This window comes from Streptomyces sp. NPDC005775, assembly GCF_042871565.1.
Lineage (GTDB): Bacteria > Actinomycetota > Actinomycetes > Streptomycetales > Streptomycetaceae > Streptomyces.
In genome coordinates, this window is the sequence record NZ_JBIAIU010000003.1 from 230,709 (window position 1) to 257,561 (window position 26,853).

The window sequence follows — 26,853 nt, forward strand, 5'->3', positions numbered from 1 at the left end:
TGCACGGACGCACCACGGGCCCGCACTCGATCGAGTGGACGTTCCGCACCTTGGAGGTGGTGCACGGGATAAATGCCCTTCCGGAAGCGATCATTCGGCGGTGATCTCAACCATTCGGACGGCACGCCGTCCCAAGTCCCTCTTCGTCGCCGGGCTCGGCGCGCTCACCGTGCTGACCCTGCTTCCGGCGATCCCGGCCGCGACCGCGTCGCCCGCCGACGCGTCGTCGCGGGCGGCCGGGTTCGCCTCGCCCCGCGTGGTGACCGCGGCCGAGCGCAGGACCGCCGCGTATCTCGATTCGCTGCAGGGCAGGCCCGGGAGGCTGAAGGCCTTCTTCTCGGCGCTGCCCAAGGGGGGTGACCTGCACAACCATCTGTCCGGCGCGGTCACCACCGAGTACCTGATCAGGCTGGCGGGCGAGAAGGGGCTGTGCATCGACGCGACGATGACGGCTGTCGCGCCGCCCTGCGGTCCCGGTACGCGGCCCGCCGCAGACGCGCGGACAGATGCCGCCTTCCGGCAGCAGATCGTCCGGGCCTGGTCCATGCAGGACTTCCCGGCCGACCAGTCCGGGCACGACCACTTCTTCGACACGTTCGGCAAGTTCGGCATGGCGACGTGGGACCGGGGCAAGCTCCTGGCCAACGTGGCCAACACCGTGGTGAAGCAGAACCAGTTCTACCTGGAGACGATGGTCACCCCGGCCTCGGACAGCGCCAAGGCGCTCGCCGAAGCCGTGGGTTACGACGCCGACCTGGCGGCGTTCCACCGCAAGCTCCTGGCAGGCGGGCGGCTCGACCGGGTGGTCGACGAGGCGGTGCGGGAGGCCGACGCCGCCAACGCGGAGTTCCGCGAGGCCGCGCACTGCAACACCCCGCGCCCCGATCCGGGCTGCCGGCTGCCCGTCCGATGGATCTCCCAGGTCTCCCGGGGCAGCACCCCGGCGCGGGTGTTCACGCAGATGGCGGTCGGCATGCGGCTGGCCGAGCGCGACCCGAGGTTCGTCGCCGTCAACCTCGTACAGCCGGAGGACGGGGAGAGCGCGCTCAGCAACTACAGCCTCCAGATGCGGATGCTGAAGTACCTGCGCGGCCAGTACCCGGGTGCCCATCTCACGCTGCACGCCGGTGAGCTGGCTCCCGGCCTGGTCAAGCCCGAGGACCTGACCTTCCACATCCGCGAGGCCGTCCTCGTCGCCGGAGCCGAGCGCATCGGTCACGGCGTCGACCTGGTCCACGAGGACGACTGGCGGCAGCTCGCCCGGACCATGGCCCGGCGCCAGGTCGCGGTCGAGGTGCCGTTCTCCAGCAACAAGCAGATTCTCGGCATCGCGGGCGCCGACCACCCGTTCAACGCCTACCGCCGCTACGGCGTCCCGGTGGTGCTGTCCACCGACGACCCGGGCGTCTCCCGGATCGACATCAGCCACGAGTACCAGTACGCCGCCCGGACGTACCGCCTCGGCTACACCGAGCTGAAGGACCTGGCGCGCGCCTCGCTGGAGTACGCGTTCCGTGACGGCCGCAGCCTGTGGGCCGCCGGTTCCGCGCCCTCCGGCTACCGCACCGTTCCTGCCTGTGCCGATGCCCGGCCCGGCAGCGATCACCCGGGCGCGCGCTGCGTCCGCTACCTCGCCGACAACCCGAAGGCCGCGACCCAGTGGCGCCAGGAGACGGCCTTCGCCGCCTTCGAACGCGACCACGCCCGCCGTAGCTGACCCGAGGCCTGCGTCGTAAGGGGTGCGGGGCCGCGGCCCCGCACCCCTCAGGCGCCCGCGAGGCGCTCGGACGGCCGGAGAGCGACGAAGAACCGTGGCCGGCCCCGCTGTGGGCGACCGCGCGGGGTGACCTCCCGGGGCGGGAGCGGCTGGAGAAGTGGCGCGAGGCCGGGGAGGTCCGGGAAACAGAGTGAGGCAGTGCGGCGCCGGCCGTGGCAGCGCCGTCCGCCCGCCCCCGCCCTGCCCCGGCACGGCTGCCTGTCCACCTCAGGTCCAGGGGAGCGTGCGCCACGGGCCGGCCGGGTCCCCGGTAAGGGCGCGGTGGGTCGCGAGGGCAGTCTCGTACCACTCGCCGAACTCCTCTTCGTCGAAGTGGAGGCAGCGGCCAAGGACGTAGGCGGCCGAGAAGTCCTCCCATGACCGGTAGTTGAGCTGGACGAGTCGGCCGGCGCTGACCACGGCCGCCTCCGCCTCCCGCAGGGAACACAGGCGGGCGGCGAGGCCCCAGCGGGCCATCCCGGAAGCCCGGCCGTAGTCCCAGGCCTCGACGCTCTGGACGAAGCCCGCTTCGGGGAGCAGGCCGTCGGCGCGGAACCGCGCCTCGTAGCGGGCGATGCGGCCGATCAGCCGCTGCACGCCGGTCACTTGGCCCTCCAGCTCCGCGGCGGTGACGGTGCGGCCCGGGGTGACGCCGTCCGCGGTCAGGCGGGGTTCGGTGGCGGCCTCGGTGCGCCGGCGCACCACATTCACCGCGGCCTGGCGCCAGTGGTCGACGTCGACGGGGCCCGCGAAATCCCGGGCCATGACGCGGCGCAGTTGCAGGACGAACTCCCAGACGCCGCTGACCATCCCGGCACGCAGCAGCTGTTCCTGTGTGTCCTGCCAGTCCTCACGGGTGGTGACGCCCCACCAGCGTTCCAGCGTGCGCTTCTCGGTGCGGTAGCCGCTCCCGTGGTAGGCCATCGAGTTCCAGTAGTGTCCGTTGCGCACGTTGACGTGCGCGCCGACCGCGAGACCGAAGGCGACGAGACCGCTGCGCGGGCCGCCCGTCTCCAGGGTGTGGACGACGTTCCGGGCCAGCCCCGGCCGTTCGACCGGGGCGGAGTGGCGCTGCCACAGGGCGCGGCCCTCAGGTCCGGCCGGCAGGACGCCCTCGCAGGGGCTGCCGGGGTTGACGACGAGGTAGGGCGGGTCGTTCTGGGCCCAGACCTCCGCGAACCACCCCAAGTCGTAGCAGTTGTAGACCGGGTCGGCGACGGGCGGCGGCAGCATGCCGCCGGTGTAGACGGCCAGGCACATGGTCTGGGTCTGCGGGTTCCAGTAGGGGTGGAAGCAGGTGTTGCCCGGGTTCGTGTCGACGTACTCCCGCGACTGCACCATGTACAGGTCGGCCCGGGCGACGAGGTCGTAGTATGCGGGCCAGTCGCCGCGCATCTTCGCCTCGTACAGACCCCTTTCGACCGCGCTCGGCGCCTGCCAGCCCTGCGCTGGGGCCGTCGGACCGGGCAGGACTCCTCCGTCGTGACCTGCTGTCAAACCCATGGGCAAACCTTAAGGGGTTGTCCGGCACGGTCGGCGTGCCGGACCGGCGCCGGGCCCTTGGGGCGAGGGTCGACCTGGGCGAGGGTGCCGAGGCGGTCCCCGAGGGCCTCGGCGGCGTCCAGGCGCCGGCTGCCCGGCTCCTACGACATGGGCTTCACGCCTTCGCCACCGTCCGGTAAGTGCACACCTGCACGCCCGCGTCGCTCGTGGCGTGCGAGACCAGTTCCAGCGTGCGCAGCCCGCCGTCCTCCGGGAAGATCGACTTCCCGCCGCCGAGCAGCACCGGCATGATCACGAGCCGGAGTTCGTCGACGAGCCCCTCGCTCAGCAGGCCGCGTACGAGGGTGGGGCTGCCCATCACCAGCAGGTCGCCGCCGTCCTTCTCGCGCAGCTGCTGGATACGGAGCGCGAACTTCTCGCCGGGGATGCGCTCGGTGTTGCTCCACGTCAGGTCGTCGTCGCCGAGGGTGCCGGTCACGACGTACTTCTCGATCGCGTTCATCCGGTCGGCGAACGGATCACCGGCCCGCTCGGGCCATGCCGCGGCCATCGTCTGCCAGGTGCGGCGGCCGAACAGCAGGGCCTCGGCCCCGTTCATCGAGTCGTTGAAGGAGCCGCCCACGACCTCCGGGTCGAAGAAGGGGTGCGACCAGCCACCGTGGGCGAAGCCGCCGTCCAGGTCCTCCTCGGCACCGCCCGGCGCCTGTACGACGCCGTCCAGGCTGATGAACTCACTGATGACGATGCGCATGTGGCTCTCTTTTCATGGGCCGCGGGTTCAGGTGTACGGGAAGTGAGACTGCCACGCCGTCCGGAACTCATCGCGAACCCGGCGGCGCTTCCCCGCGTACTCAGAAGCTCCCGCCCCCGAAGTCCCCGCCCCCGCCGAAGCCTCCCCCGTCACCGAAGCCGCCGCCGCCTCCGTCGCCGAAGCCGCCGCCCCCGAAGCCGGACGAGTCGAAGTCGGAGCCGGAGAAGTCGCCGCCCGAGAAGTCACCACCGCCGAAGTCGCCCCCGCCGTACTCCCCCGCGTACGCCGGGGTGGAGAGCATCGAGCCGAGCATGGTGCCGACCAGCAGGCCGGGGAGCAGGCCGCCGCCGAAGTAGCCGCCCGCCCAGGGGCCGTAGGCCGGGCCGGCCTCCCAGTACGGGCGGCGACTGCCGTCTCCCACGTCGACGGTGCGGCTCATCGGGTCCTCGCCCTTCCGCAGCCGTACCTCGTCGGCGCCGCAGACCGGGACCTCGCGGGCCGTGCCGCCGGAGGGGGCCCAGCGGACGTCGGCCACCGAGGGACCGTGGCGCGGGTCGAAGAAGCAGGGCGGGCGGCGGGCGGGGAGTTCGCGTCCCGCGCGGCGGGCTTCGAGGACGGTGAGCGAGTACCGCCCGTCCTCCAGGGCCTGGGTCACCCCGCGCACGTCCGAGGGGTGCCGGGCCTGTGCCATACGGGACTTCGCGGTCTCGTAGGAGTCGAGGGCGCGTTCGTAGTCGGCGCGCATCGTGTCGTCGGCGCCCGGCTCCGAGGGGTGGAAGTCGAGCCGGTCCAGGGCCTCCCCGTACGCCGTGATGTCCTCGTCCACGACGACCCGCAGCTTGTCCAGGGCGGCCTCCTCCTCGGCCTCCTTGCGCTTACGGTTGCGGCGCACGACCGTGTACGCCGCCGCGCCGCCGAGGACCACCACGGCGCCGACCGTGATCAGGCCCGCGGCGGCCGAGGAGCCCCGGCCGGAGGACGAGGAGCCGCCCCAGGAGCTGGGTGCGCTGCCCCGGGCCTGTTCGACGGCCCGGTCGACGAAGGCGTTCAGCTGGGTCGCGGCGGACGTGTCCGCGCCGGGTGCCTTCACGGCGGCGGTGAGGTTCTGGACTGCCTGCACGGACATCACCTGCGGGTCGGCGCCCGCGTTGAAGCCGTCGCCGAGGCGGATCGCGTAGACGCCGGTGATCCCGGTGTCGGTACGCAGGGTGCGCAGGACGCTGTCCTCGGGGAAGGCGGAACTCTGCGGCAGCACGGCCACGAAGACCGGCTTGTCGGCGTCCTTGATCTTCTTCGTCAGGGCGTCGGCCTGGCTCCGGGAGAGCTGGCCGGCCGCTGCCGGATCGACGTACACCGGGCCCTTGCGCAGGGCCCGGGCGACGTCATCGACGGTGGAGGCGGTCGCGGAGTGAGCGGCCGGGGCGGCAGGGGCGGCCTGGACGGCCGGGGCAGCAGGCGCCGCGGGGGCCAGGAGCAGGGCGGCTGCCGACAGCAGGAGGAGGAGTCCCGCGAGGAACGCCGGGACCAGGAAAGAGGGGAACGGCCTGTTCCGCATAATTCAACGTTAACCCGGACGGGTGAGAAACGCGGGCGGGCGGCAGACCTCACCGCCCGCCCGCTTCGCCTCAGGCGGCCCGGTACGCCGCCCTCAGCTTCGCCACCGCACCGGTCAGATCACCGGTGAGCAGCAGGTGGTCGGCGTCGGCGAAGGGCTTGGAGACCTTCTCCGTCAGCTTGCCGCCGATCTTCTGCTGGACCAGCAGCCGGGCCTGCCCGACGATGGTCCGGCCCACGTCCGTCCGGCCGAGGCCCGTCCGCTCCGCGACCTGTGCGGCCAGCGCCAGTGCGCCGAGCGTGAGCTCGCCACCGGCCGGGGGCTTCTTCAGCGTGGTGAGGCCCCAGCCGTAGGGGAACTGCGGGTCGTACGCCGCGTCGCCGACGTTGATCGGCAGCTGCGACTCGGACTTCGGCCAGGTCACCGGCAGCTGCCCGGTGAAGGCCCGCTTACCGAAGAGCACGTCGGCCACGCCGTCGCCCTCGGTGCCCGGCAGCCAGGAGGCCACCAGCGCGTCGATGCCGTCGAGCCGGTCGCCGATCAGCTGCGGGCGGCCCGAGACGATGAGCACGGCGCACTTCATCGCGGCGCAGACCTTGTCGACGGCGGCCTTGTCGGCGGCGGACAGCTCCAGGTCGTGGCCGTTGCCGACGTCGCCGATGCCCTCCGCGTACGGGGTCTCGCCGACGACCACGACACCGACGTCGTAACCGTCCGTGGCGGCCGAGGCGTCCTTGGAGTACGTGACCGAGGCGGCGTCCTTCTTCATGGCCGACAGGATCGTGGTGCCCGGGGTGATGTTGCCGGACGAGCCCTGCCAGCTGACGGTCCAGCCACCGGCCTGGTTACCGATGTCGTCGGCGTTGGAGCCGGCGACGTACACCTTCTGCGAGGACTTCAGCGGCAGCACACCGCCGTCGTTCTTCAGCAGCACCTGGGACTTGGCGGCGGCCTCGCGGGCCACGGCACGGTGTTCGGCCGAGCCGACCTTGTCGAGGTTGGACGTGTCGGCGTACGGCTTCTCGAACAGGCCCAGCTTGAACTTCTGGGTCAGGATGCGGGAGACCGCGTCATCGATCCGGGCCTGCGTGATGCGGCCCGCGGTGACCTCGGCCTGGAGCGTCTTCGTGAAGTCCTTGTACGCCGTCGGGACCATGATCATGTCGAGTCCGGCGTTGACCGAGGTGCGGACGTCGCTCGCGTAGTCGCCGGGGATCTGGTCGATCGCCTGCCAGTCGCTGATGACGAAGCCGTCGAAGCCCATCCGGTCCTTGAGCACACCGTTGATCATCTCGGCGTTGGCGTGCATCTTCACCGGGCCCTCGTCGTCCCCGAGGATGTCGAGCGAGGAGTACGACGGCATGACCGTGCCGACTCCGCGCTTGACGGCGTCGGCGAACGGGGCGAGGTGGACGGCTTCGAGCTCCTGCCGGGTGACCTTGGTGACGCCCTGGTCGATGGGGTACGAACCGGTGGTCGAGGAGCCGTACTCCGTACCACCGTCGCCGACGTAGTGCTTGGCGGTGGCCAGCACCTTGTCGTTGCGGTGGAGGTCCTTGCCGGACGCGGCGCCCTGCATGCCCTGGATCACCGTCTCCAGGGACTCCACGAGGGCCGGGTCCTCGCCGTACGCCTCGTAGGCGCGGCCCCAGCGGTCGTCGCGCGAGACGCAGAGGCAGGGGGCGAAGTCCCACGGGATGCCGGTGGCGCGCACCTCGTTGGCGGTGACGGCGCCGGTCTTCTCGACGGTCCTCGGGTCGCGGGTCGCGCCGAGGCCGACGTTGTGCGGCATGATCGTCGAGCCGATCACGTTGTTGTGGCCGTGCACCGCGTCCACGCCGTAGATCAGCGGGATCTGGAAGCGGGTCGCCTGGGCGCGCAACTGGTAGGCGTCGACCATCTTCGCCCAGGCCGCCGCCGTGTTGGGCGTGGGGACCGAGCCGCCGCCGGAGAGCAGCGAGCCGAGGTCGTACGTGGCGATGTCGCCCTGCGAGGAGAGCGCGTTGCGCTCCGCCTGCGTCATCTGGCCGGCCTTCTCGGAGGGCGACATCCGGGCGAGCAGGTCGGCGACCCGCTTCTTCACGGGCAGCTTCGGGTCCTGGTAGGGCAGCCCGTGGGCGTCGATGACGACCTGCGGGTTCTCCTTCGGCGGCCTGGCGCCGGTCACGGTGAGTTCGAGCGGGACCGTCTTCGCGGAGGCGGCTCCGGTGATCTTCTTCGTGGTGACGGAGACCCGGTGCGTGGTGCCGGAGGCCGTGCCCGCGGGGAAGGTGTACGTGCCGCTGACCGGGGCGTAGTCGGTGCCCGGCCCGCCGCTGCCGCCCTTGGTCTCGTACGCGACCGTGACGGGCTCGTCCAGGGGGAGCGAACCGGTGGTGGCGACGGAGAGGTCGATGTCCGCGGTCTCGCCCTGCTTGACGGGGTGCACGGCCGCGTCGGTGACGACGCTCGCCTTCAGGGCGGCGTCGGCCTTCCCGTACAGCTCCATGCCGTCGATGGCGAACTTTCCGGGGGCCCCGGGCGGCAGGGTGAGGGCGTACCCCCACATCTCGTTCAGACCGAGCACCTGGTCGATGCCGCCGACGGGCTGGTAGTCGCCGCGGTAGGTGAGGTCCGCGAACAGGATCTCGACCTGGTGCCAGCCCTCCCAGTCGTCGGTGAACGAGGTGGTCCACAGCTCGGAGGCCTCGCCGTTGGCGCCGCCGTCCTTGATCTCGAAGCTGATCTTCTTGCCCGAACCGGGCGGCAGGGGCGCGGTGTTCTGCCCGTACCACCAGAAGCGGATGCCCTTGTGCGCGGACCAGTCGTGGGCGGGCTGGTCGGCGGCGTAGTCGTGGCTGAGGCCGCCGTAACCACTGATGTCGTAGGTGCCTTCGAGGACCTTGGCGCCCTCGGGGGCGTCCGCGCGCTCCTTCAGGGCGAGGGTGGGCGGGTCGTCGGCGTCGCCGCCCCAGGTGAAGATGCCTTCGGCCGGCTGGTTGGCGAAGGGCACCTCGCCCTCGAACCGGTCGATGGCGACGGGTGCCGGTTCGTCGGCCGCGGCCGCGCTGGGGACGGCCCCGGCGAGGAGGCCGGCCAGGACGGTGGCGGCGGCCAGTGCGGCGGTCGCGGGTCTCGCCCGGTGACGGGTGCGGGGTGGCATGTGCGGCTCCTTCGTACGGTGGGTGCGACGTGGGTACGGGAGTGCGGTCGAGAGGGTGGCGAGGCGGCTGGGGGCGGTTACGCGCCGCGGGTGAGGCGGATGGTGTCGCGGTACCACTTGGCGCTGTCCTTGAGCGTCCGCACCTGCGTGTCGTAGTCGACGCGGACGATGCCGAAGCGCTTGTCGTAGCCGTAGGACCACTCGAAGTTGTCCATCAGCGACCAGGCGAAGTAGCCCCGGACGTCGGCCCCTCGTGCGCGGGCGGCGGCGACTGCGGCGATGTGGTCGAACAGGTACGTGGTGCGGTCGGCGTCGTGGATCTCGCCGTCGGCCGAGACGGTGTCGTCGAAGGCGGCGCCGTTCTCCGTGATGACCGTGGGCAGGCCGTAGTCCTCCTCCAGCCGGACCAGCAGGTCGGTGAGGGCGGTGGGGGTGATCTCCCAGTCCATGGCGGTGCGCGGCAGGTCGCGTTCGACGACGCGCGTGACGGGCAGTCCGTCGGTGTCCGTGGTCGCTCCGTCCTCGGTGACGCCGGAGAAGAGCGAGCCCCGGTAGAAGTTGACGCCGAGGACGTCCAGCGGGGTGGCGATGGCCGCCAGGTCGCCTTCCTCGACGGGGAGTTCGATGCCCTGGGCGGCGAGGTCGGTGACGATGTCCCCGGGGTAGGCGCCCTTGACGATGGGGTCCAGGTAGAGGCGGGCGCCGAGGCCGTCGGCGCGGCGGCAGGCCTCGGCGTCCTCGTGGCTGTCGGTCTCGGGGGTGGCGGTGCCCAGGTTGAGGGTGATGCCGAGTTCGAGGTCGTTGCCGCGTGCGGCTGCCTGCTCCCTCATGTACCGCGAGGCGAGGCCGTGGCCCAGGAGCAGGTGGTGGACGGCGTGGATCGCCTCGCCGAGGTTCTTCCGGCCGGGGGCCTGGTTGCCGTACGCGTAACCGAGCATCGCCGAGCACCACGGCTCGTTCAGCGTGGTCCAGTGCTTCACCCGGTCGCCGAAGGCGTCGTAGGCGAGGGCCGCGTACTCGGCGAAGCGGTGGGCGGTGTCGCGGGCCGGCCAGCCGCCGGCGTCCTCGAGCTCCTGCGGGAGGTCCCAGTGGTAGAGCGTGATCCACGGGGTGACGCCCTTGGCGTCCAGCTCGTCGAGCAGCCGCTTGTAGAAGTCCAGGCCCTTCCCGTTGGCGGGGCCCCGGCCGCCGGGCTGGATGCGGGGCCAGGCCAGCGAGAAGCGGTACGTGTCCACGCCCAGGCCGGCGATCAGCGACACGTCCTCGGACATCCGGTGGTAGTGGTCGCAGGCCACGTCGCCGTTCTCGCCGCGGACGACCATGCCCGGCACCCTGCAGTACGTGTCCCAGATCGACGGCGTTCTGCCGTCCTCCGCCGCCGCGCCCTCGATCTGGTACGCGGCGGTGGCGACGCCCCAGCGGAAGTCGGCGGGCAGACCTGGTACGGCCTGGGCGGCGAGCTCGCGGGCGTAGGCCTGAGGGGTGACGAGGTTCATGGTTCTCCTGTGGTGTGCGTGGCGTACGGCTCTACGAGCGGGCAGCGGCTGGGGCCGGGGCTCCCTTGTGGAGCCAGCAGGCCACCGAGCGGGAGCCGTCGCCCGTGTCCGGCGCCGCGAGCACCGGGACGTGGCTGTCGCAGCCCTCGACCTTCTTGGCACAGCGGGGGTGGAAGGCGCAGCCGGCCGGCATCGCGGACAGGTGCGGGGGCGAGCCCGGGATGCCGCTGAGTTCGCGTCGGGGGCCGTGCAGCGCGGGGAAGGAGTGCAGCAGTCCGTCGCTGTACGGGTGCCGGGGGTCGCGGTAGATGTCGGCCGCGCCGGCCTCCTCGACGATCCGGCCGCCGTACATGATCGCGATGCGGTCGGAGAACTCGATGAGGAGGGAGATGTCGTGCGTGATGAAGACGACGGAGAAGCCGAGCTCCTCGCGGAGCCTGACGAGTTGGCGCAGGATCTGGCGCTGCATGACGACGTCGAGCGCCGTCGTGGGCTCGTCCATGATGACGATCTCGGGTTCAAGGGCGAGGGCCATCGCGATCATCACGCGCTGACGCATGCCGCCGGAGAGCTGGTGCGGGTAGGCGCCGAGCCGGTCGGCGGAGATGCCGACCAGGCTGAGCAGTTCCTTGGCCCGGGCGGTCCGCTCGGGCTTCCTCATCTCCGGGCGGTGGGCCTGGAGTACGTCGGTGAGCTGGCTGTGGACCGTGTGCACCGGGTTGAGGGAGTTCATCGCGCCCTGGAAGACGATCGACAGCTCCTGCCAGCGGAAGGCGCGCAGTTCGGGCGCCGACAGGGTGAGCAGGTCGAGCGCCTCGCCGCCCGGCCGGTGGTAGTGGACCTCGCCGCCGGTGATCACGCCGGGCGGGGAGAGCAGCCGGGTGACGGCGTAGGCCAGGGTGGACTTGCCGGAGCCCGACTCGCCCGCGAGGCCGAGGACTTCGCCGCGGTGCAGGGTGAGGTCGATGTCGCGGAGCGCGTGCACGGCGTCCGCGCCGGTCCCGTAGTCCACGTTGAGGCCGCTGATGGTGAGGACGGGCTCGCTCATGAGCGGGTCTCCTTCTCGGAGGTACCGGTACGGGCGACGGGGGTGAAACCGGCCTCGGCGGATCCGATACGGGCCGCCGGCGTGCCGGTACGGGGCACGGGCGTTTCGGTACGGGCCACGGGTGTGAAGCCGACGCGCATCCGGACCTTCCGGGAGCCGCCAGTCTCGGTGCGCAGGCGCGGGTTGACGAATTCGTCGATGCCGAAGTTGATGAGGGCGAGCGACATGCCGAGCAGCGCGATGCAGAGCCCCGCCGGGACGAACCACCACCAGGCGCCCTGGGCGAGGGCCTGGTTGGACTGCGCCCAGAACAGGACGGTCCCCCAGTTCCAGTTGGAGATGTCGGCGACGCCGATGAAAGCGAGCGTGATCTCGGAGAGGATCGCGAAGATGACCGTGCCGACGAAGCCTGAGGCGATGACGGCGGTCAGGTTGGGGAGCACCTCGAAGAAGATGATCCGCCACGTCGACTCACCGGTGGCGCGGGCCGCCTCGACGTAGTCCCGGCGGCGCAGCGAGAGCGTCTGGGCGCGGAGCACACGGGCTCCCCAGGCCCAGGAGGTGAGGGCGATGACGGCCGCGATCAGGAGGTCGCCCGTGTCGGAGACGAAGCTGGCGATGATGATGATCAGCGGAAGTCCGGGGATGACCAGGAAGACGTTGGAGAGCAGCGAGAGCACCTCGTCGGCGGTGCCGCCGAGGAAGCCGGCGCTGACGCCGATCAGCACGGAGAGGATCGTGGCGATGATGCCGGCGACGAAGCCGACCACGAGCACGCCGCGGGTGCCGACGAGGATCTGCGAGAGCACGTCCTGACCGGTCTGCGTGGTGCCGAACCAGTGGGAGCCGGACGGCGGCTGGAGCAGTTCCTTGCCCATCATGTCGGGGTCGTACGGGGCGATCCACGGGCCGATGACGGCGATCAGCACGAAGAACAGCAGGATGGCGAGTCCGACGACGGTCTTGCGGCCGCGCAGGAAGCGGAACCTGCGCTTGCTCGCAGCCGGTGTCTCGGTCGCGTCGAGTACGGCGACCTCTGTGGCGGTGACGGCCATGTCCCTACGCCTCCCTTCGGGTACGGGGGTCGAGGAGCATGTAGAGGACGTCGGCGAGGAGGTTCGCCGCGAGGACGGAGAGCGTGATGATCAGGAAGACGCCCTGCATGAGGGGGTAGTCCTTGGCTCCCACGCCCTGGAAGAGCTGATAGCCGATGCCCGGGTAGGAGAAGACCATCTCCACCAGGAGCGTGCCGCCGACGATGAAGCCGAGCGAGAGGGCGAAGCCGGAGATGTTGGGCAGGATCGCGTTGCGGGCGGCGTAGCCGAACATCACCCGGCGCTCGGAGAGCCCCTTGGCCTGGGCGACCATGACGTAGTCCTCGCTCGACACCGTCACCATCATGTTGCGCATGCCGAGGATCCAGCCGGCCACGGCGCTGAGCACGATCGTGAGGCCGGGCAGCGCGCCGTGGTAGAGCGCGCTGGAGATGAACGGCCAGTCGAAGGCGGGTACGAGCGAGTTGTCGTATCCGCCGGCGGCCGGGAAGAGCGGCCACTTCACCGCGAACAGCGAGATCGCGATGAGGCCGAGCCAGAAGTACGGGATGGCGGAGATGAAGGTCGTGACGGGCAGCAGACCGTCCATCCAGGAGCCTCGCCGCCAGCCGGCGAAGACTCCGATCCCGGTGCCGAGCACGAAGCTGATCAGCGTGGTGATGCCGACGAGCGCCAGCGTCCACGGCAGCGACTGGGCGATGACCTCGCTCACCGGGGTCGGGAAGAAGGTGAAGGACAGGCCGAGGTCGCCGTCGAACAGATGCCCCCAGTAGTCGGTGTACTGCTGCCAGATCGACTGGTGCTCGTCCAGACCGAAGAGGGCCTGGAGCGAGGCGATGGCATCGGTGTCCAGCTGGCCCTGGAAGCGGGCCATGAGGGACTGCACCGGGTCACCGGGCATCATCCGCGGGATGAGGAAGTTGATGGTGATCGCGGCCCAGGCGGTGACCAGGTAGAAGGCGAGCCGTTGGAGCAGGAACTTCACTTCGCAGCCTCCTTCGCCGCAGCGCCTTCGGAGTCGTACAGCCAGCAGGCGGCCCACTGGCCGTCGTCGAGGTCGAAGCGCGGCGGGAGTTCGGTGCGGCAGCGCTCCATCGCCTTGGGGCAGCGCGGGTGGAAGCGGCAGCCGGCCGGCGGGTCGATGAGCGAGGGGGGTTCGCCGCTGCCGGTCTCCTCCTGCTCCTCCTCTTCGACGACCCGGTCCGGGTCGGGCGCCGAGGCGATCAGCAGTTGGGTGTAGGGGTGGGCGGGGTGCTGGGTGACGGTCTCGCTGTCACCGCCCTCGACGATCCGGCCCGCGTACATCACGAGGGTGGAGTCCGCGAAGTAGCGGGCGGACGCGATGTCGTGGGTGATGTAGAGGATCGCGAGGTGCATGCGGTCCTTGAGGTCCGCCAGCAGGTTGAGCACCCCGAGCCGGATCGAGACGTCCAGCATCGAGACGGGCTCGTCGGCGAGGAGGACCTGGGGGTCGGCGCCGAGCGCGCGGGCGATGGCCACGCGCTGGCGCTGACCTCCCGACAGCTCGTGCGGGAACTTGTCCAGATACTGATGAGGAGGAGTCAGCTGGACGCGGTTCAGCAGAGCGGTCAGGTTCTGTTCCAGTTCCGCCTCGCCGCTGCCCGCCCGGCCGTGGATCTTCAGCGCGCGGGTGAGGTGGTAGCGCACGGTGTGCACCGGGTTCAGCGAGGCGAACGGGTCCTGGAAGATGAGCTGGACCCGTCGTACGTAACTGCGGAAGGACCGGCCACGTCCGGCCTTCACCGCCTGGCCGCCCAGGTGGATCTCGCCCTCGGTGAGCGGATACAGCTGAGCGAGCAGGCGGGCGACGGTGGACTTCCCGGAGCCCGACTCCCCCACCAGCGCCGTGACGGTGCCGCGCCGCAGTTGCAGCGAGACGTCGTCGACGGCGTGGACACTGCGGCGCTTGCCCGCGACGAGGTCGCGGCCGGTGCGTCGCACGGCGAAGTGCTTGGTGACTCCGCGTGCTTCGAGCACGACGTGGTTCTTCTCGGTCTGTTCAGACATGGCCGGTACCTGGATCCCTGGGTTCTGGAACAGCCGGCTACTTCGACGGCTTGAGCTTCAGCACGACTTCCAGCGCCGAGCGCTGGGTGTGCTGCGGGTCGGCGTACGGGTCGGCCTCGGTGGGCCAGCCCACCCAGTTCTTCGTGGAGTACTCGGCCCCGATGGGCGCGGCCGCGGTCGGGATCACCGGCGCCTGCTCGACCATGATCTTCTGCAGGGTGCTCATCGCCCCGTTGCGCGCGGAGTCGGTCGTCGCACCGGCGAAGTCCTTCAGCGCCTCGGTCGCCTCGGTGCTCTTGAAGCGGCCGAAGTTGCCCTGCTGGGAGGGCTTGCCGATGGGCTGGAGCAGCGCGCCGTCCATGATGTTCTGGTACATGTCGTACGGGGTCGATCCGCTGTTGGTCCAGTGCAGGGTGGCGTCGAAGTTGCCGTTGGCCACGTCCGCGGTCCAGGCGTCGGCCGTCTGCGTCTTGACCTTGGCCTCGATGCCGATCTTCTTGATGTTGTCCTTGATGATCGCGAGGCCGGTGATGTAGTCGTTCCAGCCGGCCGGGTCGGTGAAGGTGAGCTTCACGGCCTTGCCGCCCGGGTCCTTCAGCACGCCGTCGCTGAGCGTGAAGCCGGCCTTCTCCAGGACCTTCTTGGCGCCCTCGACATCGGGCTTCGTGGTCGCGCTCTTGTACTCGGGCGAGATGAAGGACTCACCGGCGGGCAGGGGGATGCCGGTCGGGTTGGTGATCTCCGGGTAGAGCGTCGCCTCGGCCTGGGTGTAGATCGCGTTGCGGTCGACGACCATCGCCATGGCCTTGCGCAGCGCCGGGTTGTCGAAGGGCTTGCGGGTGGTGTTGAACCAGAGTCCGTGGATGCCGAGCCCGGAGGGGAACCACAGCTTGTGGTTCTTGGGGTCCTTGGAGATGAACAGCTGCTTGTAGTTCGGCATGAAGACGAACGACCACTCGAGCTTGCCACTGGCCAGCGCGGTGGTGGCGGCGCTGTTGTCGTTGTAGGTGCTGTAGCGCAGCTCCTTGACCTTCGTCGTGCCCTTCCAGTAGGTCGGGGTGGCGGTCAGCGTGGTGGTCTGCGGGGTGAAGGTCTTCAGCTTGTACGGACCTGAGCCGACGGGTGTGCGGTTGGGCCAGGTCTCCGGGTCCTTGACGCCCTCCCAGATGTGCTTGGGGACGATGAACTGCTGGATGATCTTGTTCTGGTTGACGTACTGCGAGTCCTCGAAGGTCAGGACGACCTTCTTGCCCTGGACCTTGACGTCGCCCCACGCGATGCCGTCGGCGTTGAGCGCCGGGTGCTTCTTCAGCAGGTCGAACGTGAACGCGACGTCCTCGGCGGTCAGCGGCTTGCCGTCGGCCCACTTGGCCTTGTCGTTCAGGGTGAAGGTGACCTTGGTGAAGTTGAGGTCCCACTTCCAGTCCGTCGCCAGCCACGGGTCGGCCTTGTCGGAGGGCCGGATCTGGCTCACCATCGCCAGCGGCTCGTAGATCATGAAGCGGTAGCCGAGGGTGGCGCCCGCCGAGGTCGCCAGGAACGGGTTGCTGTTGTTCGTCTGCGGCCCGTCCGGCTTGCCGATGTTCAGGACGCCCGTGGCGCCACTGCCGCTCTTGTCGCGGTTCGAGTTGGCTGACGAGCATCCGGCGGCGAGCGCGACCACCGCGGTGGCGAGCGCGACCGCTCTGAGCGTGTGGTGACGGCGTGCGGGCATGGCGACTCCAGGAGGGACTGGCGGGTCTGGGAGATCCGGAAACGGGCAGCGCTCGGCGCGCCGGGTACGGGAGGTGCGGGTACGTACGGGCGGTGCGGGTGGTGCGGGTGCGTGCGGGCCGGGGCCGCAGCGCTAGGGCGCCGAGTGGCGCACGACCAGTTCGGTGGGCAGCACGAGCGGTGCGTCGGGTACGGGCGTGCCGCCGAGGTGGGAGAGCAGCATCCGTGCGGCCGTCTCACCCATCTGCCGGGTGGGCTGGCGCACGGTGGTCAGAGGGGGTTCGGTGTGCTCGGCCATCGGGATGTCGTCGAACCCGACCACCGCGATGTCGCCGGGCACGGTCCGCCCCGCGGCGCGCAGCGCCCGCAGCACGCCTGCCGCGGTGATGTCGTTGTGCGCGAAGACCGAGTCGAACTCCGTCCCGGAGGCGAGGAGTTCCTCGACGGCCAGCCGGCCGCATCGCTCGGTGAAGTCTCCGCGGTGGACGAGATCGGTCGGCAGGACGGAGACGAATCCCTCCAGCCGGTCGCGTACGCAGCCGAAGTCCTGGGGGCCCGTGATGACCAGGGGCCTGGTGCGGCCGGCGTCCCGCAGATGGCGGGCGGCCGACGCGCCTCCTTCGTGGTTGGTGGTCACGACGGAGGGGAACTCGGGGTGGTGGCCGCGATCGTCGATCAGCACGATCGGCAGGCCGGCGCGGTGCAGCGAGGTGAGGTGGTCAAGGGTGTTCTCGGGCTCGACGACGACCAGTCCGTCGAAGGCGCGCGCCGACACCTGGCTGGTGAAGCGCTGCACGGACTCGGCTCCGCGGTTGCAGGTGAAGAGCAACAGCCCGTAGTCGGCGGCCTCGACGGTGTCGACGACGCCCTGAAGCACCTCGCCCATCCACGGCCAGGTCAGCGAGGGCACCAGCATGCCGACCGTACGGCTGCTGCCGCGGGCCAGACCGACGGCGCCCGAACTGGGTACGTAGCCGAGCTGTGCGATCACTTCACGAACACGGGCGGCCGTCGAACCGTCCACTTCGCCCTTGGTGTTGATGACCCGGGACACGGTCGTCTTGCTGACGCCGGCCTCGCGGGCGACATCAGCGATGGTGACACGCATCGGGGGCCTCCAGGACACAACGGGACAGAGCGAACGAACAGCTGTGGAACCGGTACCGCAACCGGTTCCGGAACCGGTACCGGCGTTGGTGGCGTGAGTTAACCCCCCTGGAACAGGGCCGTCAATACTTCACGCCGAGATTGGTCCGTACCCATATTCCGGGCAGCCGGAATTGACCCTTGCGTTCAAGTCATGAACGCACAAGCTCTTGACGTGGGCACGTAAGAGCAGTTCACTCCCGTCTCGTCCGACGGCACGTCCCCCCACGCTCCCGCCGAGGAAGGCATCAGCCATGACCCGTTCAGGAAGGGCGGCCAGGGCGCTGCTCGCCGCAGTGCTCGCGACCGCCGGCCTCACCGGGCTCTCGTCCACCGCCGCGCAGGCCGCGGGCGAGACGGTGAACATCGCCCTGACCACCACCGATGACTCCGGCGGCCGTCATGTCACCCGGGGGCTGGAGGCCCAGACCCCGGTCGCGTTCGCCGGCGGCAACGGGGGCGGCGGCACGAACATCACGGTCGACGAGAACACCCGCTACCAGACGTTCACCGGCGGCGGCGCCTCGTTCACCGACACCGCCGCGTACCTGATGAAGAGCAGCGGAGCCCTGAGCCAGGCGACCCGCGACGCCACGATGAAGAAGCTGTTCTCGCCCACGGAGGGCATCGGGCTGTCGTTCGTACGCAACCCGATGGGCGGTTCGGACCTGGCGCGCTACGGATACACGTACGACGACATGCCCGCCGGGCAGACCGACCCCTCCCTGGCGCACTTCTCGATCGCACACGATCTGGAGGATGTGCTGCCGCTGACGAAACAGGCCAAGCAGCTCAACCCGGCGCTGACGACGGTGGCGTCCCCGTGGACCGCTCCGGCATGGATGAAGGACAACGGGCAGCTCAACGGCGGCTGGCTGAAGGCGGAGAACTACGGCGCCTACGCCGACTACTTCGTGAGGTACCTCCAGGCCTACCGGGACCAGGGCGTGCCGGTCGACTACGTCACCGCGCAGAACGAGCCGACGTGCTGCGGCGGCTATCCCTCGATGAGCTGGAACGGCTCCGGCCTGGCCTATTTCACCAAGAGCGAGCTGCTGCCGAAGCTGGCATCGGCGGGCCTCGCCACCAAGGTGCTCGCGCACGACTGGAACTGGGACACCTACGACGCGTACGCGGCGGCCACCGTGGACGACGCGGCCGTGCGCGACCACCCCAACTTCGGCGGGGTGGCCTGGCACGGCTACGGCGGTGACATCGCCAAGCAGACGACGGTGCACGAGCGGTACCCGTCGATGGACGCCTTCCAGACGGAGCACTCGGGCGGCACCTGGATCGCCGACCAGCAGCGCGAAGACATGATGAACATCATCGATTACACCCGCAACTGGGCGAAGTCGGTGACCAAGTGGTCGCTCGCGGTGGACCAGAACCGCGGCCCGCACAACGGCGGCTGCGGCACCTGCGACGGGCTGATCACCGTGCACGACGGAGACAGCAGGAGCGGACAGGTCGACTACACGATCGAGTACTACACGATGGGCCACCTGACGAAGTTCGTCCGCCCGGGCGCCTCCCGGATCTCCTCCACCGCCAGCTCCACGGTGCCCAACGTCGCCTGGCGCAACCCGGACGGCTCGAAGGCGCTGATCGCGTACAACGGTGGCGGTTCCGCCCAGCAGGTGACGGTCAACTGGGGCGGCCAGAAGTTCACTTACTCCCTCCCGGCCCGCACATCGGCCACCTTCACCTGGTCGGGGACGCAGTCGGGTGCGGACGCCCCGTCGGGCGCCCTGTCCGGCCCGGGCGGCAAGTGCCTGGACGCGACGGGCAACACCGGCGCCGACGGCACGCCCGTCCAGCTCTGGGACTGCACCGGCGGCGCCAACCAGCGCTGGACGGTGCGGGGCGACGGCTCCATCCGTACGCTCGGCGCCTGCCTGGACGTGTCCTCGGGCTCCACGGCGAACGGCGCGAAGGTCCAGCTGTACACCTGCAACGGCTCGGGGGCACAACGCTGGACGTACAACGCTTCAACGGGCGACATCGTCAACACGGCGGCGGACAAGTGCCTGGACGTGACCGACCGGTCGACGGCGAACGGGGCCCGTACACAGATCTGGACGTGCACCGGGGCGGCCAACCAGAAGTGGCACCTCCAGCCTTAGGTCCGGTCTGGAGTTCCCGCGCGGCGTCGGAACTCCAGACCGGACCTGGCCGCACGCGCCCGGACCACGGGCCGGGAAGCCGGTCCGCGGTCCGGGCGCGTGCGTGCCGGACCGGCCTACTCGGTCGGCTCGATCCCCGCGCGCAGCAGACCGAAGGTGTACGCGTCCTCCAGCGCCTGCCAGGACGCGGCGATGATGTTCTCCGCGACGCCCACGGTCGACCAGTCGGCCGCGCCGTCACCCGTGGTGATCAGGACCCGGGTGGTGGAGTCGGTGCCGGTGCGGCCCTCCAGGATGCGGACCTTGTAGTCCACCAGCTCCAGCTTGGCGAGCTGCGGGTAGATCCGTTCCAGGGCGACGCGCAGTGCCCGGTCGAGGGCGTTGACCGGGCCGTTGCCCTCGGCGGTGGCGACGATGCGCTCGCCCTTGGCCCACAGCTTCACGGTCGCCTCGTTGGCGTGGGTGCCGTCGGGGCGGTCCTCGACGATGGCGCGCCAGGACTCGATGCGGAAGTACCGGCGTACCCGGCCCTCGGCCTCGGCGCGCAGCAGCAGTTCGAAGGAGGCGTCGGCCGCCTCGTAGGTGTAGCCCTGGAGCTCGCGCTCCTTGACCCGCTCGACGACCCGGCCGATGAGCTCGCGGTCGCCGCCGAGGTCGATGCCGAGCTCCACGCTCTTGAGCTCGATGGAGGCGCGGCCCGCCATGTCGGAGACGAGCATCCGCATGGTGTTGCCGACCAGCGCGGGGTCGATGTGCTGGTACAGGTCCGGGTCGACCTTGATCGCGGAGGCGTGCAGCCCGGCCTTGTGCGCGAAGGCCGAGACGCCGACGTAGGGCTGGTGGGTGGAGGGCGTGAGGTTGACGACCTCGGCGATGGCGTGCGAGATGCGCGTCATGTCGGCGAGCGCGCCCTCGGGCAGGACGGTCTTGCCGTACTTGAGTTCCAGCGCGGCGACGACGGGGAAGAGGTTGGCGTTGCCGACCCGCTCGCCGTAACCGTTGGCGGTGCACTGGACGTGCGTGGCGCCCGCGTCGACGGCTGCCAGCGTGTTGGCGACGGCGCAGCCGGTGTCGTCCTGGGCGTGCATGCCGAGGCGGGCGCCGGTGTCGGCCAGGACGGTGGCGACGACGGCCTGGACCTGGGCGGGGAGCATCCCGCCGTTGGTGTCGCAGAGGATGACGACGTCGGCGCCGGCCTCGGACGCGGCCCGGACGACGTCCTTGGCGTACGCGGCGTTGGCGCGGTAGCCGTCGAAGAAGTGCTCGCAGTCGACGAAGACCCTGCGTCCCTGGGCGACCAGGTGGGAGACGGTGTCGCGCACCATCTCCAGGTTCTCCTCCAGCGTGGTGCGCAGGGCGAGCTCGACATGGCGGTCGTGCGACTTGGCGACCAGCGTGATCACCGGGGCGCCCGACTCGAGCAGCGCCTTGACCTGGGGGTCCTCGGCCGCCTTGCCACCGGCGCGGCGGGTGGCGCCGAAGGCGACCAGCTCGGCGTTCCTGAACTCGATCTCCTGCCGGGCGCGCGCGAAGAACTCGGTGTCGCGGGGGTTGGCGCCCGGCCAGCCGCCCTCGATGAAACCGACGCCGAAATCGTCCAGGTGCCGGGCGATGGTCAGCTTGTCCGCGACCGTCAGGTTGATGCCTTCACGCTGGGCACCGTCGCGCAGCGTGGTGTCGAAGACATGGAAACTGTCGTCGGTGGGCTTGGCCTTGGTGGTCATGCTGGTCTGACTCCTGTCGGATGAGTGGATCCGGACGATCTGACTCCACTTGCCCCCATCATCCCGCGTGCCTCGTCCCGGCCGGTGGTGAGGGCCGGAAAACAAAAAACCCCTCGCGGGTGCGAGAGGTCTGCGCGCGGGTCTGGGGCACGGTGGCCGTGCCGTACGTGGTGGTACGGGACGATCACTGCGGACCGGCGCGCCTGTTGCCAATAATCATGACGAACGAGGACACGGAAGCAGTCTGACACAGGACCGCTTCCGTGCCCGGCCCGTCTCAGGATGCGGGCGTGACGCTCGTCGCCCCGGACGGCGAGGCCTTCTCCCCCGCCCGCACGGCGGCGACGCGGTTCAGGTCGATGTCGCGGGTCTCGCGCATGGTCAGGTAGACGACGAGCGAGACGGCGGCGCAGCCCGCCACGTACCAGTAGAAGCCGGACTCGATCCCTGCGTTCTTGAACCACAGCGCCACGTACTCGGCGGTGCCGCCGAACAGCGCGTTGGCGACGGCGTACGAGAGACCGACGCCGAGGGCGCGGATGCCGGTCGGGAACAGCTCGGCCTTCACGCAGGCGTTGATCGAGGTGTAGCCGGTGATCACGAGCAGGGCGAGGAGCGCGAGGCCGAGCGCGGGCCAGAAGGTGTCCGCGTGCTTGAGCATCGTCATGATCGGCACGGTCAGGAAGGTCGAGCCGACCGCGAAGGTGATCAGCAGCGGGCGGCGGCCGATCCGGTCCGACAGCATCCCGGCCAGCGGCTGGACGCACATGAAGACGAACAGCGCGCAGAAGCTGACGAGCGAGGCGGTGGACTTCTCCATGCCGGCGCTCTTGGAGAGGAACTTCGTGAGGTAGGTCGTGTACGTGTAGTAGGCGACGGTGCCGCCCATGGTCAGCGCCATCACGAGGAACGCCTCGCGCCGGTGCTGCCAGAGCACCTTCAGCGTGCCGCGGTCCTGCTGCTCGGCGGCGCCGGACTCGGCGTACACCTCGGTCTCCAGCATGGAGCGGCGCAGGTAGAAGACGATGCCGGCGCCGAGCGCGCCGACGACGAACGGGATGCGCCAGCCCCAGCTGTGCAGCGCCGCGTCGGACATGTTGCGCTGCAGGAGGATCTGGAGGCCGAGACCGACGAGTTGTCCGGCGGTCATGGACACGTACTGGAAGCTGGAGGCGAAGCCGCGCTTCTCGGGTGCGGAGGCCTCGGTGAGGTACGTGGCGCTGGCCGCGTACTCGCCGCCGACGGACAGGCCCTGGAGCAGCCGGGCCACCATCAGCACGGCGACACCGCCGTACCCGGCGACGTCGTAGGTCGGCGCGACCGCGATGAGGACCGCGGAGGCCGACATGAGGGTGACGGTCAGGGTGAGCGCGGCCTTGCGGCCCCTGCGGTCACCGATCCTGCCGAGCAGCCAGCCGCCGACCGGCCGCATGAAGAAGCCGACGGCGAAGATGCCCATGGTGTTCATGAGGTTGGCGGTCTCGTTGCCTTCGGGAAAGAACGCATCCGCGAAGTACACCGCGAAGGTCGCGTACACGAACCAGTCGAACCACTCGACCATGTTGCCGGCCGAGCCGACCCAGATTTTCTTCCACTGCTCTCGTCCCATGGTCGGCCACCGTGCCCGATCCACCGGAACCCCAACAAGGGTGCAGGGCGCAACGATCACGCGTACTTAAGTGCGTTGTGTTCACGGGCGGGTGACGTCAGCCGCCGCGGCCAGGGTTTCACCGATGAACTCGGCCACCCTTTCGAGGACTTGGTCCCGAGAGGTCCCGGGGAGGCCGACCGCCACATGGACGCTGAAGCCGTCCAGCAGGGCGCGCAGCCGGGTCGCGGAACGCTCGGCGTCGACCCGGCGCAGCTCCCCGCGCGAGCCGCCCTCGGCCAGCAGGGCCACCAGGTCGCGGTGCCAGGCCCCCTCGATCGCGGCCTGCCGGGCGCGGGCCTCGTCGCCGGCGTCGCGCGAGCGGTTCCAGACCTCCAGCCAGAGCGTCCAGTGCGGGTCGCGGGGGCCTTCGGGGAGATAGAGGGCGATGTACGCGTCGAGCCGTTCGCGGACCGTCCCCGGCCCGGACAGCAGCCGGCGCCGCTCGGCCCCGAGCCGGTTCTCGCTCCATTCGAGGGTCTGGAGCAGCAGTTCGTCCTTGGTGCGGAAGTAGTAGAGGAGGTGGCCGCTGCTCATGCCGACCTCTCGGCCGAGAGCCGCCATGGTCAGGCCGTCGAGGCCGCGCGCGGCGACGGTGGCCATGACGGCGGCGAGCACGTCCTCGCGGGGCGGGGCGGTGTGGCGACTGCGCGGGGCGGAGGGCACGGTTTCAGACCTTCGGCTGCTGCTGGGTGATGCAGTGGATGCCGCCGCCCCCGGCGAAGATCGCGCGGGCGTCGACGAGAGTCACCGTACGGGTGGGGAAGAGGCGGCGGAAAATCCCGGCGGCGAGCTCGTCGCGCGGGTCGCCGAAGGCGCACAGGACGACGCCGCCGTTGCAGAGGTAGTGGTTGATGTAGGAGTAGTCGACCCACTCCCCGCCGGCCCTCAGCACGGTGGGCGCCAGGACCTCCACGACCTCCAGCGGCCGCCCCTGCGCGTCGGTGGCGGCGCGCAGGACGCGGACGGTCTCCCGGGTGATCTCGTGGTCGGGATGGGCCGGGTCCGGCTGGACGTGGGCGACGACGGTGCCGGGGCGCGCGAAGGCGGCGACGATGTCGACATGGCCGAGCGTGCCGTACGTGCCGTAGTCGCCGGACAGACCGCGGGGCAGCCAGATCGCCTTCCGGGTGCCGAGGCGCGCGTGGACCTCGGCCTCGACGTCCGCGCGGCTCCAGCCGGGATTGCGTTCCCCGCCGAGCTGGACGGTCTCCGTGAGCAGGACGGTGCCCTCGCCGTCGACGTGGATCGCGCCGCCCTCGTTGACGAGCGGTGAGCCGTGCACGGGGACGCCGGCGAGCTCGGCGACGGAGCGGGCGATGTGCCGGTCCTGCTCCCAGCGGGCCCAGCCCTGGGCCCCCCAACCATTGAACGTCCAGTCGACGGCGGCCAGTTCATGGCCGTCGGTGACGAAGGTGGGACCGATGTCGCGCATCCAGGCGTCGTCCAGCGGGCGCACCGCCAGCTCGATGTCCGGGCCGAGCAGAGCCCGGGCACCGTCCTCCTGGCCGGGGCCGACGACCATCGTGACGGGTTCGAAGCGGCGGACGGCGTGGGCGACGGCGGCCCAGGCGCGCCGGGCCCCGTCGAGTTCGGCCGCGGTGTCGAAGGTGGGGTTGGGGCCGGGCCAGGCCATCCAGGTGCGTTCGTGCGGGGCCCATTCGGGCGGCATGCGGAAGGTCACGGCGGGTCGGGTCCTTGGAGGTCGTTTCTTACAGGAAGTAGAGCCGGTTGAGGGAGACCGATTCGGCGGGTTCGGAGCGGAGCGGGTCGCCGTCCAGAGTGACGAGACCGCTGTGTCCGTCCACGTCGACCGTCCCGGTACGGGAGTTGAGCCGCAGGTCGGCGGGGCCGATGCCACGCGTGCCCCGGACGCCGACACGTCGCCGGCGGGTCGGCATGGCGTCCGCCCCCAGCTGGGTGGCGGCCTGCGAGACGAAGGCGACCGAGAGATCGGCGGCGGTGGCCCCGTAGGCGCCGAACTGCGGACCGAGGACGAGGGGTTCACAGGTGTCGGTGGCGGCGTTGGGATCGCCGGTGACACCGTAGGCGGGGAAGCCGGACTTCAGGACCAGTTGCGGCTTCGCGCCGAAGAACTCGGGCCGCCACAGCACGATGTCGGCGAGCTTGCCGGTCTCGATGGAGCCGATCTCGTGCGCGAGGCCGTGCGCGATGGCCGGGTTGATGGTGAGCTTGGCCATGTACCGCAGCACCCGGGCGTTGTCGTCGCCCGGCCCGTCGCCCTCCATCGGGCCGAGTTCGGCCTTCATCTTCCCGGCCATGGCGAAGGTGCGGCGGACGGTCTCACCGGCCCGCCCCATGCCCTGGGCGTCGGAGGAGGTGATGCCGATGGCCCCGAGGTCGTGCAGCACGTCCTCGGCGCCCATCGTCCCCGCCCTGATCCGGTCCCGGGCCATGGCGGCATCCCCGGGCAGGTCCGTCTTCAGGTCGTGGACGGAGACGATCATCCCGTAGTGCTCGGCGACCGCGTCCCGGCCGAAGGGGAGGGTGGGGTTGGTGGAGGAGCCGATGACGTTCGGCACACCGGCCATCTTGAGGACGTTGGGGACGTGTCCGCCGCCGCAGCCCTCGATGTGGAAGGCGTGGATGGTCCGACCCTCCAGGACGCTCAGGGTGTCCTCGACCGACAGGCACTCGTTCAGCCCGTCGCTGTGCAGGGCCACCTGGACGTCGTACTCCTCGGCGACGCGCAGCGCGGTGTCCAGGGCGCGGGTGTGGGCGCCCATGTCCTCGTGGACCTTGAAGCCGCACGCCCCGCCCTCGGCGAGCGCCTCGACGAGCGGCGCCTGATGGGAGGAGGAACCGCGGCCCAGGAAACCGATGTTGACCGGCCAGGCGTCGAACGCGTTGAAGGCGTGGCGCAGGGCCCAGGGCGAGTTGACGCCGACGCCCCAGACCGGGCCGAACTCCTGGCCGATGATCGTGGTCACGCCGGAGGCGAGCGAGGCCTCCATGATCCGCGGCGAGAGCAGGTGGACATGGGTGTCGACGGCGCCCGCGGTCGCGATGAGGCCCTCGCCGGACACGATGGAGGTCCCGGTGCCGACGACGACGTCCACCCCGTCGAGGGTGTCCGGGTTCCCGGCCCGGCCGATCGCGGAGATCCGGCCCTCGCGGATGCCGACGGACACCTTGCGTACGCCCTGCACGGCGTCGATGACCAGCACGTTGCTGATCACCACGTCACAGGTCTCCCGGACGGCGGCGGCCTTGAGGTGGAGGCCGTCGCGGGCGGTCTTGCCGAAGCCGGCGAGGAACTCGTCGCCGGGCTTCTGGGCGTCGGACTCGACCCGGACGGTCAGCCCGGAGTCGCCGAGCCGGACCCGGTCACCGGCGCGCGGGCCGTGCACGGAGGCGTACTCGTGGGGGTCGATGCTCATCGCGTGGCCCCCAGGTATCCGCAGGCCGCAGCGCGCCGCAGCGCTTCCTCGCGCGCGCCGGGGACGTCGAGCGGGCCGTCGACCAGCCCGGCGAACCCGATCGCGACGCGGTCGCCGCCGATGGGCACGAGGCCCACCTCGACGTGCTCCCCCGGCCCGAAGCGGACGGAGGACCCCGCGGGGACGCAGAGCCGCATCCCGTAGGCCGTGGCCCGGTCGAAGTCGAGCCTCGGGTTGGCCTCGAAGAAGTGGAAGTGCGAGGTCACGGAGACCGGGACGGTCGCGGTGTTGCGGACGCCCAGCCGTACCGCGGGCACGGGCTCCGGTGTGGCGGGTCCGGGCACGACCGCGCCGGGCGCTTCGTCGCCGAGGCCCGCGCCCAGCGGCCGGGAGACCACGGCGAGCCGTGACCCGTCGTCGAAGACGGCCTCGACGTGGACCTCGGTGACGACGTCGGCGACCCCGGGCAGCACGTCGTCCGGGCCCAGCACGCGGCGCGCGGCCTCGATCGCCTCGGCGAGCCGTCGCCCGTCGCGTGCGGCCTCGCAGACGGTGTCCGCGATCAGGGCGGTGGCCTCGGGGACGTTGAGCCGCAGACCGCGGGCCCGGCGGGCGCGGGCCAGTTCCGCGGCGCCGAAGAGCAGCAGCCGGTCGCGCTCGGTCGGGGTCAGTCGCATCGTCACACCTCCTGGTTAGAGCAGCACTCTAACCAGGAGGCAGGGATAAATGGAAGCCTGGGCGTGATGATTCGAGTGCTGCTC

19 protein-coding genes are annotated in these 26,853 nt (G+C 70.6%); 2 read left to right on the forward strand and 17 right to left on the reverse strand.

The window, feature by feature from the left end; all coding sequences use genetic code 11:
• Positions 1-100: 100 nt before the first annotated feature.
• Complete coding sequence (locus tag ACFYPA_RS08460; protein WP_389130596.1) at positions 101-1,717, forward strand: adenosine deaminase; 1,617 nt, start codon at positions 101-103, stop codon at positions 1,715-1,717.
• Positions 1,718-1,984: 267 nt separating this feature from the next.
• On the opposite strand, the gene ACFYPA_RS08465 is transcribed toward ACFYPA_RS08460, so the two are convergent.
• From ACFYPA_RS08465 to ACFYPA_RS08515, 11 genes are all read right to left on the reverse strand, one after another.
• Positions 1,985-3,259 carry a DUF1266 domain-containing protein gene (locus ACFYPA_RS08465; RefSeq protein WP_359077452.1) on the reverse strand — a complete coding sequence of 425 codons (1,275 nt, stop codon included), beginning with the start codon at positions 3,257-3,259 and terminating at the stop codon, positions 1,985-1,987.
• A gap of 154 nt (positions 3,260-3,413) precedes the next feature.
• Positions 3,414-4,010 (reverse strand): dihydrofolate reductase family protein, encoded by a 597-nt coding sequence (locus ACFYPA_RS08470; protein ID WP_359077450.1) that lies wholly within the window; start codon positions 4,008-4,010, stop codon positions 3,414-3,416.
• A gap of 100 nt (positions 4,011-4,110) precedes the next feature.
• Positions 4,111-5,565 (reverse strand): hypothetical protein, encoded by a 1,455-nt coding sequence (locus ACFYPA_RS08475; protein ID WP_389130599.1) that lies wholly within the window; start codon positions 5,563-5,565, stop codon positions 4,111-4,113.
• Between the two features lie 70 nt (positions 5,566-5,635).
• Positions 5,636-8,707 (reverse strand): glycoside hydrolase family 3 N-terminal domain-containing protein, encoded by a 3,072-nt coding sequence (locus ACFYPA_RS08480; RefSeq protein ID WP_389130602.1) that lies wholly within the window; start codon positions 8,705-8,707, stop codon positions 5,636-5,638.
• A gap of 77 nt (positions 8,708-8,784) precedes the next feature.
• On the reverse strand, positions 8,785-10,203 hold the full coding sequence (locus ACFYPA_RS08485; protein WP_389130605.1) for a GH1 family beta-glucosidase: 1,419 nt from the start codon (positions 10,201-10,203) through the stop codon (positions 8,785-8,787).
• Between the two features lie 31 nt (positions 10,204-10,234).
• Positions 10,235-11,251: an ABC transporter ATP-binding protein gene (locus ACFYPA_RS08490; RefSeq protein WP_359077442.1), complete on the reverse strand. Its 1,017-nt coding sequence runs from the start codon at positions 11,249-11,251 to the stop codon at positions 10,235-10,237.
• Positions 11,248-12,306, reverse strand: a complete 1,059-nt coding sequence (locus tag ACFYPA_RS08495) for an ABC transporter permease (RefSeq protein ID WP_389130608.1) — start codon at positions 12,304-12,306, stop codon at positions 11,248-11,250. The genes ACFYPA_RS08490 and ACFYPA_RS08495 overlap by 4 nt, the downstream gene beginning before the upstream one ends.
• 4 nt (positions 12,307-12,310) lie before the next feature.
• On the reverse strand, positions 12,311-13,291 hold the full coding sequence (locus ACFYPA_RS08500; RefSeq protein WP_359077438.1) for an ABC transporter permease: 981 nt from the start codon (positions 13,289-13,291) through the stop codon (positions 12,311-12,313).
• Entirely contained in the window at positions 13,288-14,334 is a 1,047-nt protein-coding gene (locus ACFYPA_RS08505) for an ABC transporter ATP-binding protein (protein ID WP_359314042.1), read from the reverse strand. The genes ACFYPA_RS08500 and ACFYPA_RS08505 overlap by 4 nt, the downstream gene beginning before the upstream one ends.
• A gap of 37 nt (positions 14,335-14,371) precedes the next feature.
• Positions 14,372-16,048: an ABC transporter substrate-binding protein gene (locus ACFYPA_RS08510; RefSeq protein ID WP_359077434.1), complete on the reverse strand. Its 1,677-nt coding sequence runs from the start codon at positions 16,046-16,048 to the stop codon at positions 14,372-14,374.
• A 132-nt stretch (positions 16,049-16,180) separates the two neighbouring features.
• Entirely contained in the window at positions 16,181-17,155 is a 975-nt protein-coding gene (locus ACFYPA_RS08515; RefSeq protein ID WP_359077432.1) for a LacI family DNA-binding transcriptional regulator, read from the reverse strand.
• A gap of 292 nt (positions 17,156-17,447) precedes the next feature.
• Between ACFYPA_RS08515 and ACFYPA_RS08520 the strand changes: the two genes are divergently transcribed.
• Positions 17,448-19,319, forward strand: a complete 1,872-nt coding sequence (locus tag ACFYPA_RS08520; RefSeq protein ID WP_359077430.1) for a ricin-type beta-trefoil lectin domain protein — start codon at positions 17,448-17,450, stop codon at positions 19,317-19,319.
• Between the two features lie 116 nt (positions 19,320-19,435).
• Here the strand turns inward: ACFYPA_RS08520 and cimA are convergent, their stop codons facing one another.
• The 6 genes from cimA to ureA form a co-directional block, all read right to left on the reverse strand.
• Positions 19,436-21,043 (reverse strand): citramalate synthase, encoded by a 1,608-nt coding sequence (gene cimA, locus ACFYPA_RS08525; RefSeq protein ID WP_359077428.1) that lies wholly within the window; start codon positions 21,041-21,043, stop codon positions 19,436-19,438.
• 277 nt (positions 21,044-21,320) lie between these two features.
• Entirely contained in the window at positions 21,321-22,652 is a 1,332-nt protein-coding gene (locus ACFYPA_RS08530; protein WP_389130614.1) for an MFS transporter, read from the reverse strand.
• An 81-nt stretch (positions 22,653-22,733) separates the two neighbouring features.
• Complete coding sequence (locus ACFYPA_RS08535) at positions 22,734-23,357, reverse strand: TetR/AcrR family transcriptional regulator (protein ID WP_359077424.1); 624 nt, start codon at positions 23,355-23,357, stop codon at positions 22,734-22,736.
• Positions 23,358-23,361: 4 nt separating this feature from the next.
• A complete protein-coding gene (locus ACFYPA_RS08540) occupies positions 23,362-24,363 on the reverse strand; it encodes an agmatine/peptidylarginine deiminase (RefSeq protein WP_389131054.1) in 1,002 nt (333 codons plus the stop codon).
• Between the two features lie 40 nt (positions 24,364-24,403).
• On the reverse strand, positions 24,404-26,092 hold the full coding sequence (locus ACFYPA_RS08545) for an urease subunit alpha (protein ID WP_389130617.1): 1,689 nt from the start codon (positions 26,090-26,092) through the stop codon (positions 24,404-24,406).
• Positions 26,089-26,769: an urease subunit gamma gene (gene ureA / locus ACFYPA_RS08550; protein ID WP_389130620.1), complete on the reverse strand. Its 681-nt coding sequence runs from the start codon at positions 26,767-26,769 to the stop codon at positions 26,089-26,091. Before ureA ends, ACFYPA_RS08545 begins: the two co-directional genes overlap by 4 nt.
• Positions 26,770-26,853 lie beyond the last annotated feature (84 nt).

What these genes read in the sequence shown, in the direction of transcription:
- ACFYPA_RS08465 (WP_359077452.1), bottom strand. Translation starts at nt 3,259, where the DNA reads ATGGGTTTGACAGCAGGTCACGACGGAGGAGTCCTGCCCGGTCCGACG.
- ACFYPA_RS08470 (WP_359077450.1), bottom strand. Translation starts at nt 4,010, where the DNA reads ATGCGCATCGTCATCAGTGAGTTCATCAGCCTGGACGGCGTCGTACAG.
- ACFYPA_RS08475 (WP_389130599.1), bottom strand. Translation starts at nt 5,565, where the DNA reads ATGCGGAACAGGCCGTTCCCCTCTTTCCTGGTCCCGGCGTTCCTCGCG.
- ACFYPA_RS08480 (WP_389130602.1), bottom strand. Translation starts at nt 8,707, where the DNA reads ATGCCACCCCGCACCCGTCACCGGGCGAGACCCGCGACCGCCGCACTG.
- ACFYPA_RS08485 (WP_389130605.1), bottom strand. Translation starts at nt 10,203, where the DNA reads ATGAACCTCGTCACCCCTCAGGCCTACGCCCGCGAGCTCGCCGCCCAG.
- ACFYPA_RS08490 (WP_359077442.1), bottom strand. Translation starts at nt 11,251, where the DNA reads ATGAGCGAGCCCGTCCTCACCATCAGCGGCCTCAACGTGGACTACGGG.
- ACFYPA_RS08495 (WP_389130608.1), bottom strand. Translation starts at nt 12,306, where the DNA reads ATGGCCGTCACCGCCACAGAGGTCGCCGTACTCGACGCGACCGAGACA.
- ACFYPA_RS08505 (WP_359314042.1), bottom strand. Translation starts at nt 14,334, where the DNA reads ATGTCTGAACAGACCGAGAAGAACCACGTCGTGCTCGAAGCACGCGGA.
- ACFYPA_RS08510 (WP_359077434.1), bottom strand. Translation starts at nt 16,048, where the DNA reads ATGCCCGCACGCCGTCACCACACGCTCAGAGCGGTCGCGCTCGCCACC.
- ACFYPA_RS08515 (WP_359077432.1), bottom strand. Translation starts at nt 17,155, where the DNA reads ATGCGTGTCACCATCGCTGATGTCGCCCGCGAGGCCGGCGTCAGCAAG.
- ACFYPA_RS08520 (WP_359077430.1), top strand. Translation starts at nt 17,448, where the DNA reads ATGACCCGTTCAGGAAGGGCGGCCAGGGCGCTGCTCGCCGCAGTGCTC.
- cimA (WP_359077428.1), bottom strand. Translation starts at nt 21,043, where the DNA reads ATGACCACCAAGGCCAAGCCCACCGACGACAGTTTCCATGTCTTCGAC.
- ACFYPA_RS08530 (WP_389130614.1), bottom strand. Translation starts at nt 22,652, where the DNA reads ATGGGACGAGAGCAGTGGAAGAAAATCTGGGTCGGCTCGGCCGGCAAC.
- ACFYPA_RS08540 (WP_389131054.1), bottom strand. Translation starts at nt 24,363, where the DNA reads ATGCCGCCCGAATGGGCCCCGCACGAACGCACCTGGATGGCCTGGCCC.
- ACFYPA_RS08545 (WP_389130617.1), bottom strand. Translation starts at nt 26,092, where the DNA reads ATGAGCATCGACCCCCACGAGTACGCCTCCGTGCACGGCCCGCGCGCC.
- ureA (WP_389130620.1), bottom strand. Translation starts at nt 26,769, where the DNA reads ATGCGACTGACCCCGACCGAGCGCGACCGGCTGCTGCTCTTCGGCGCC.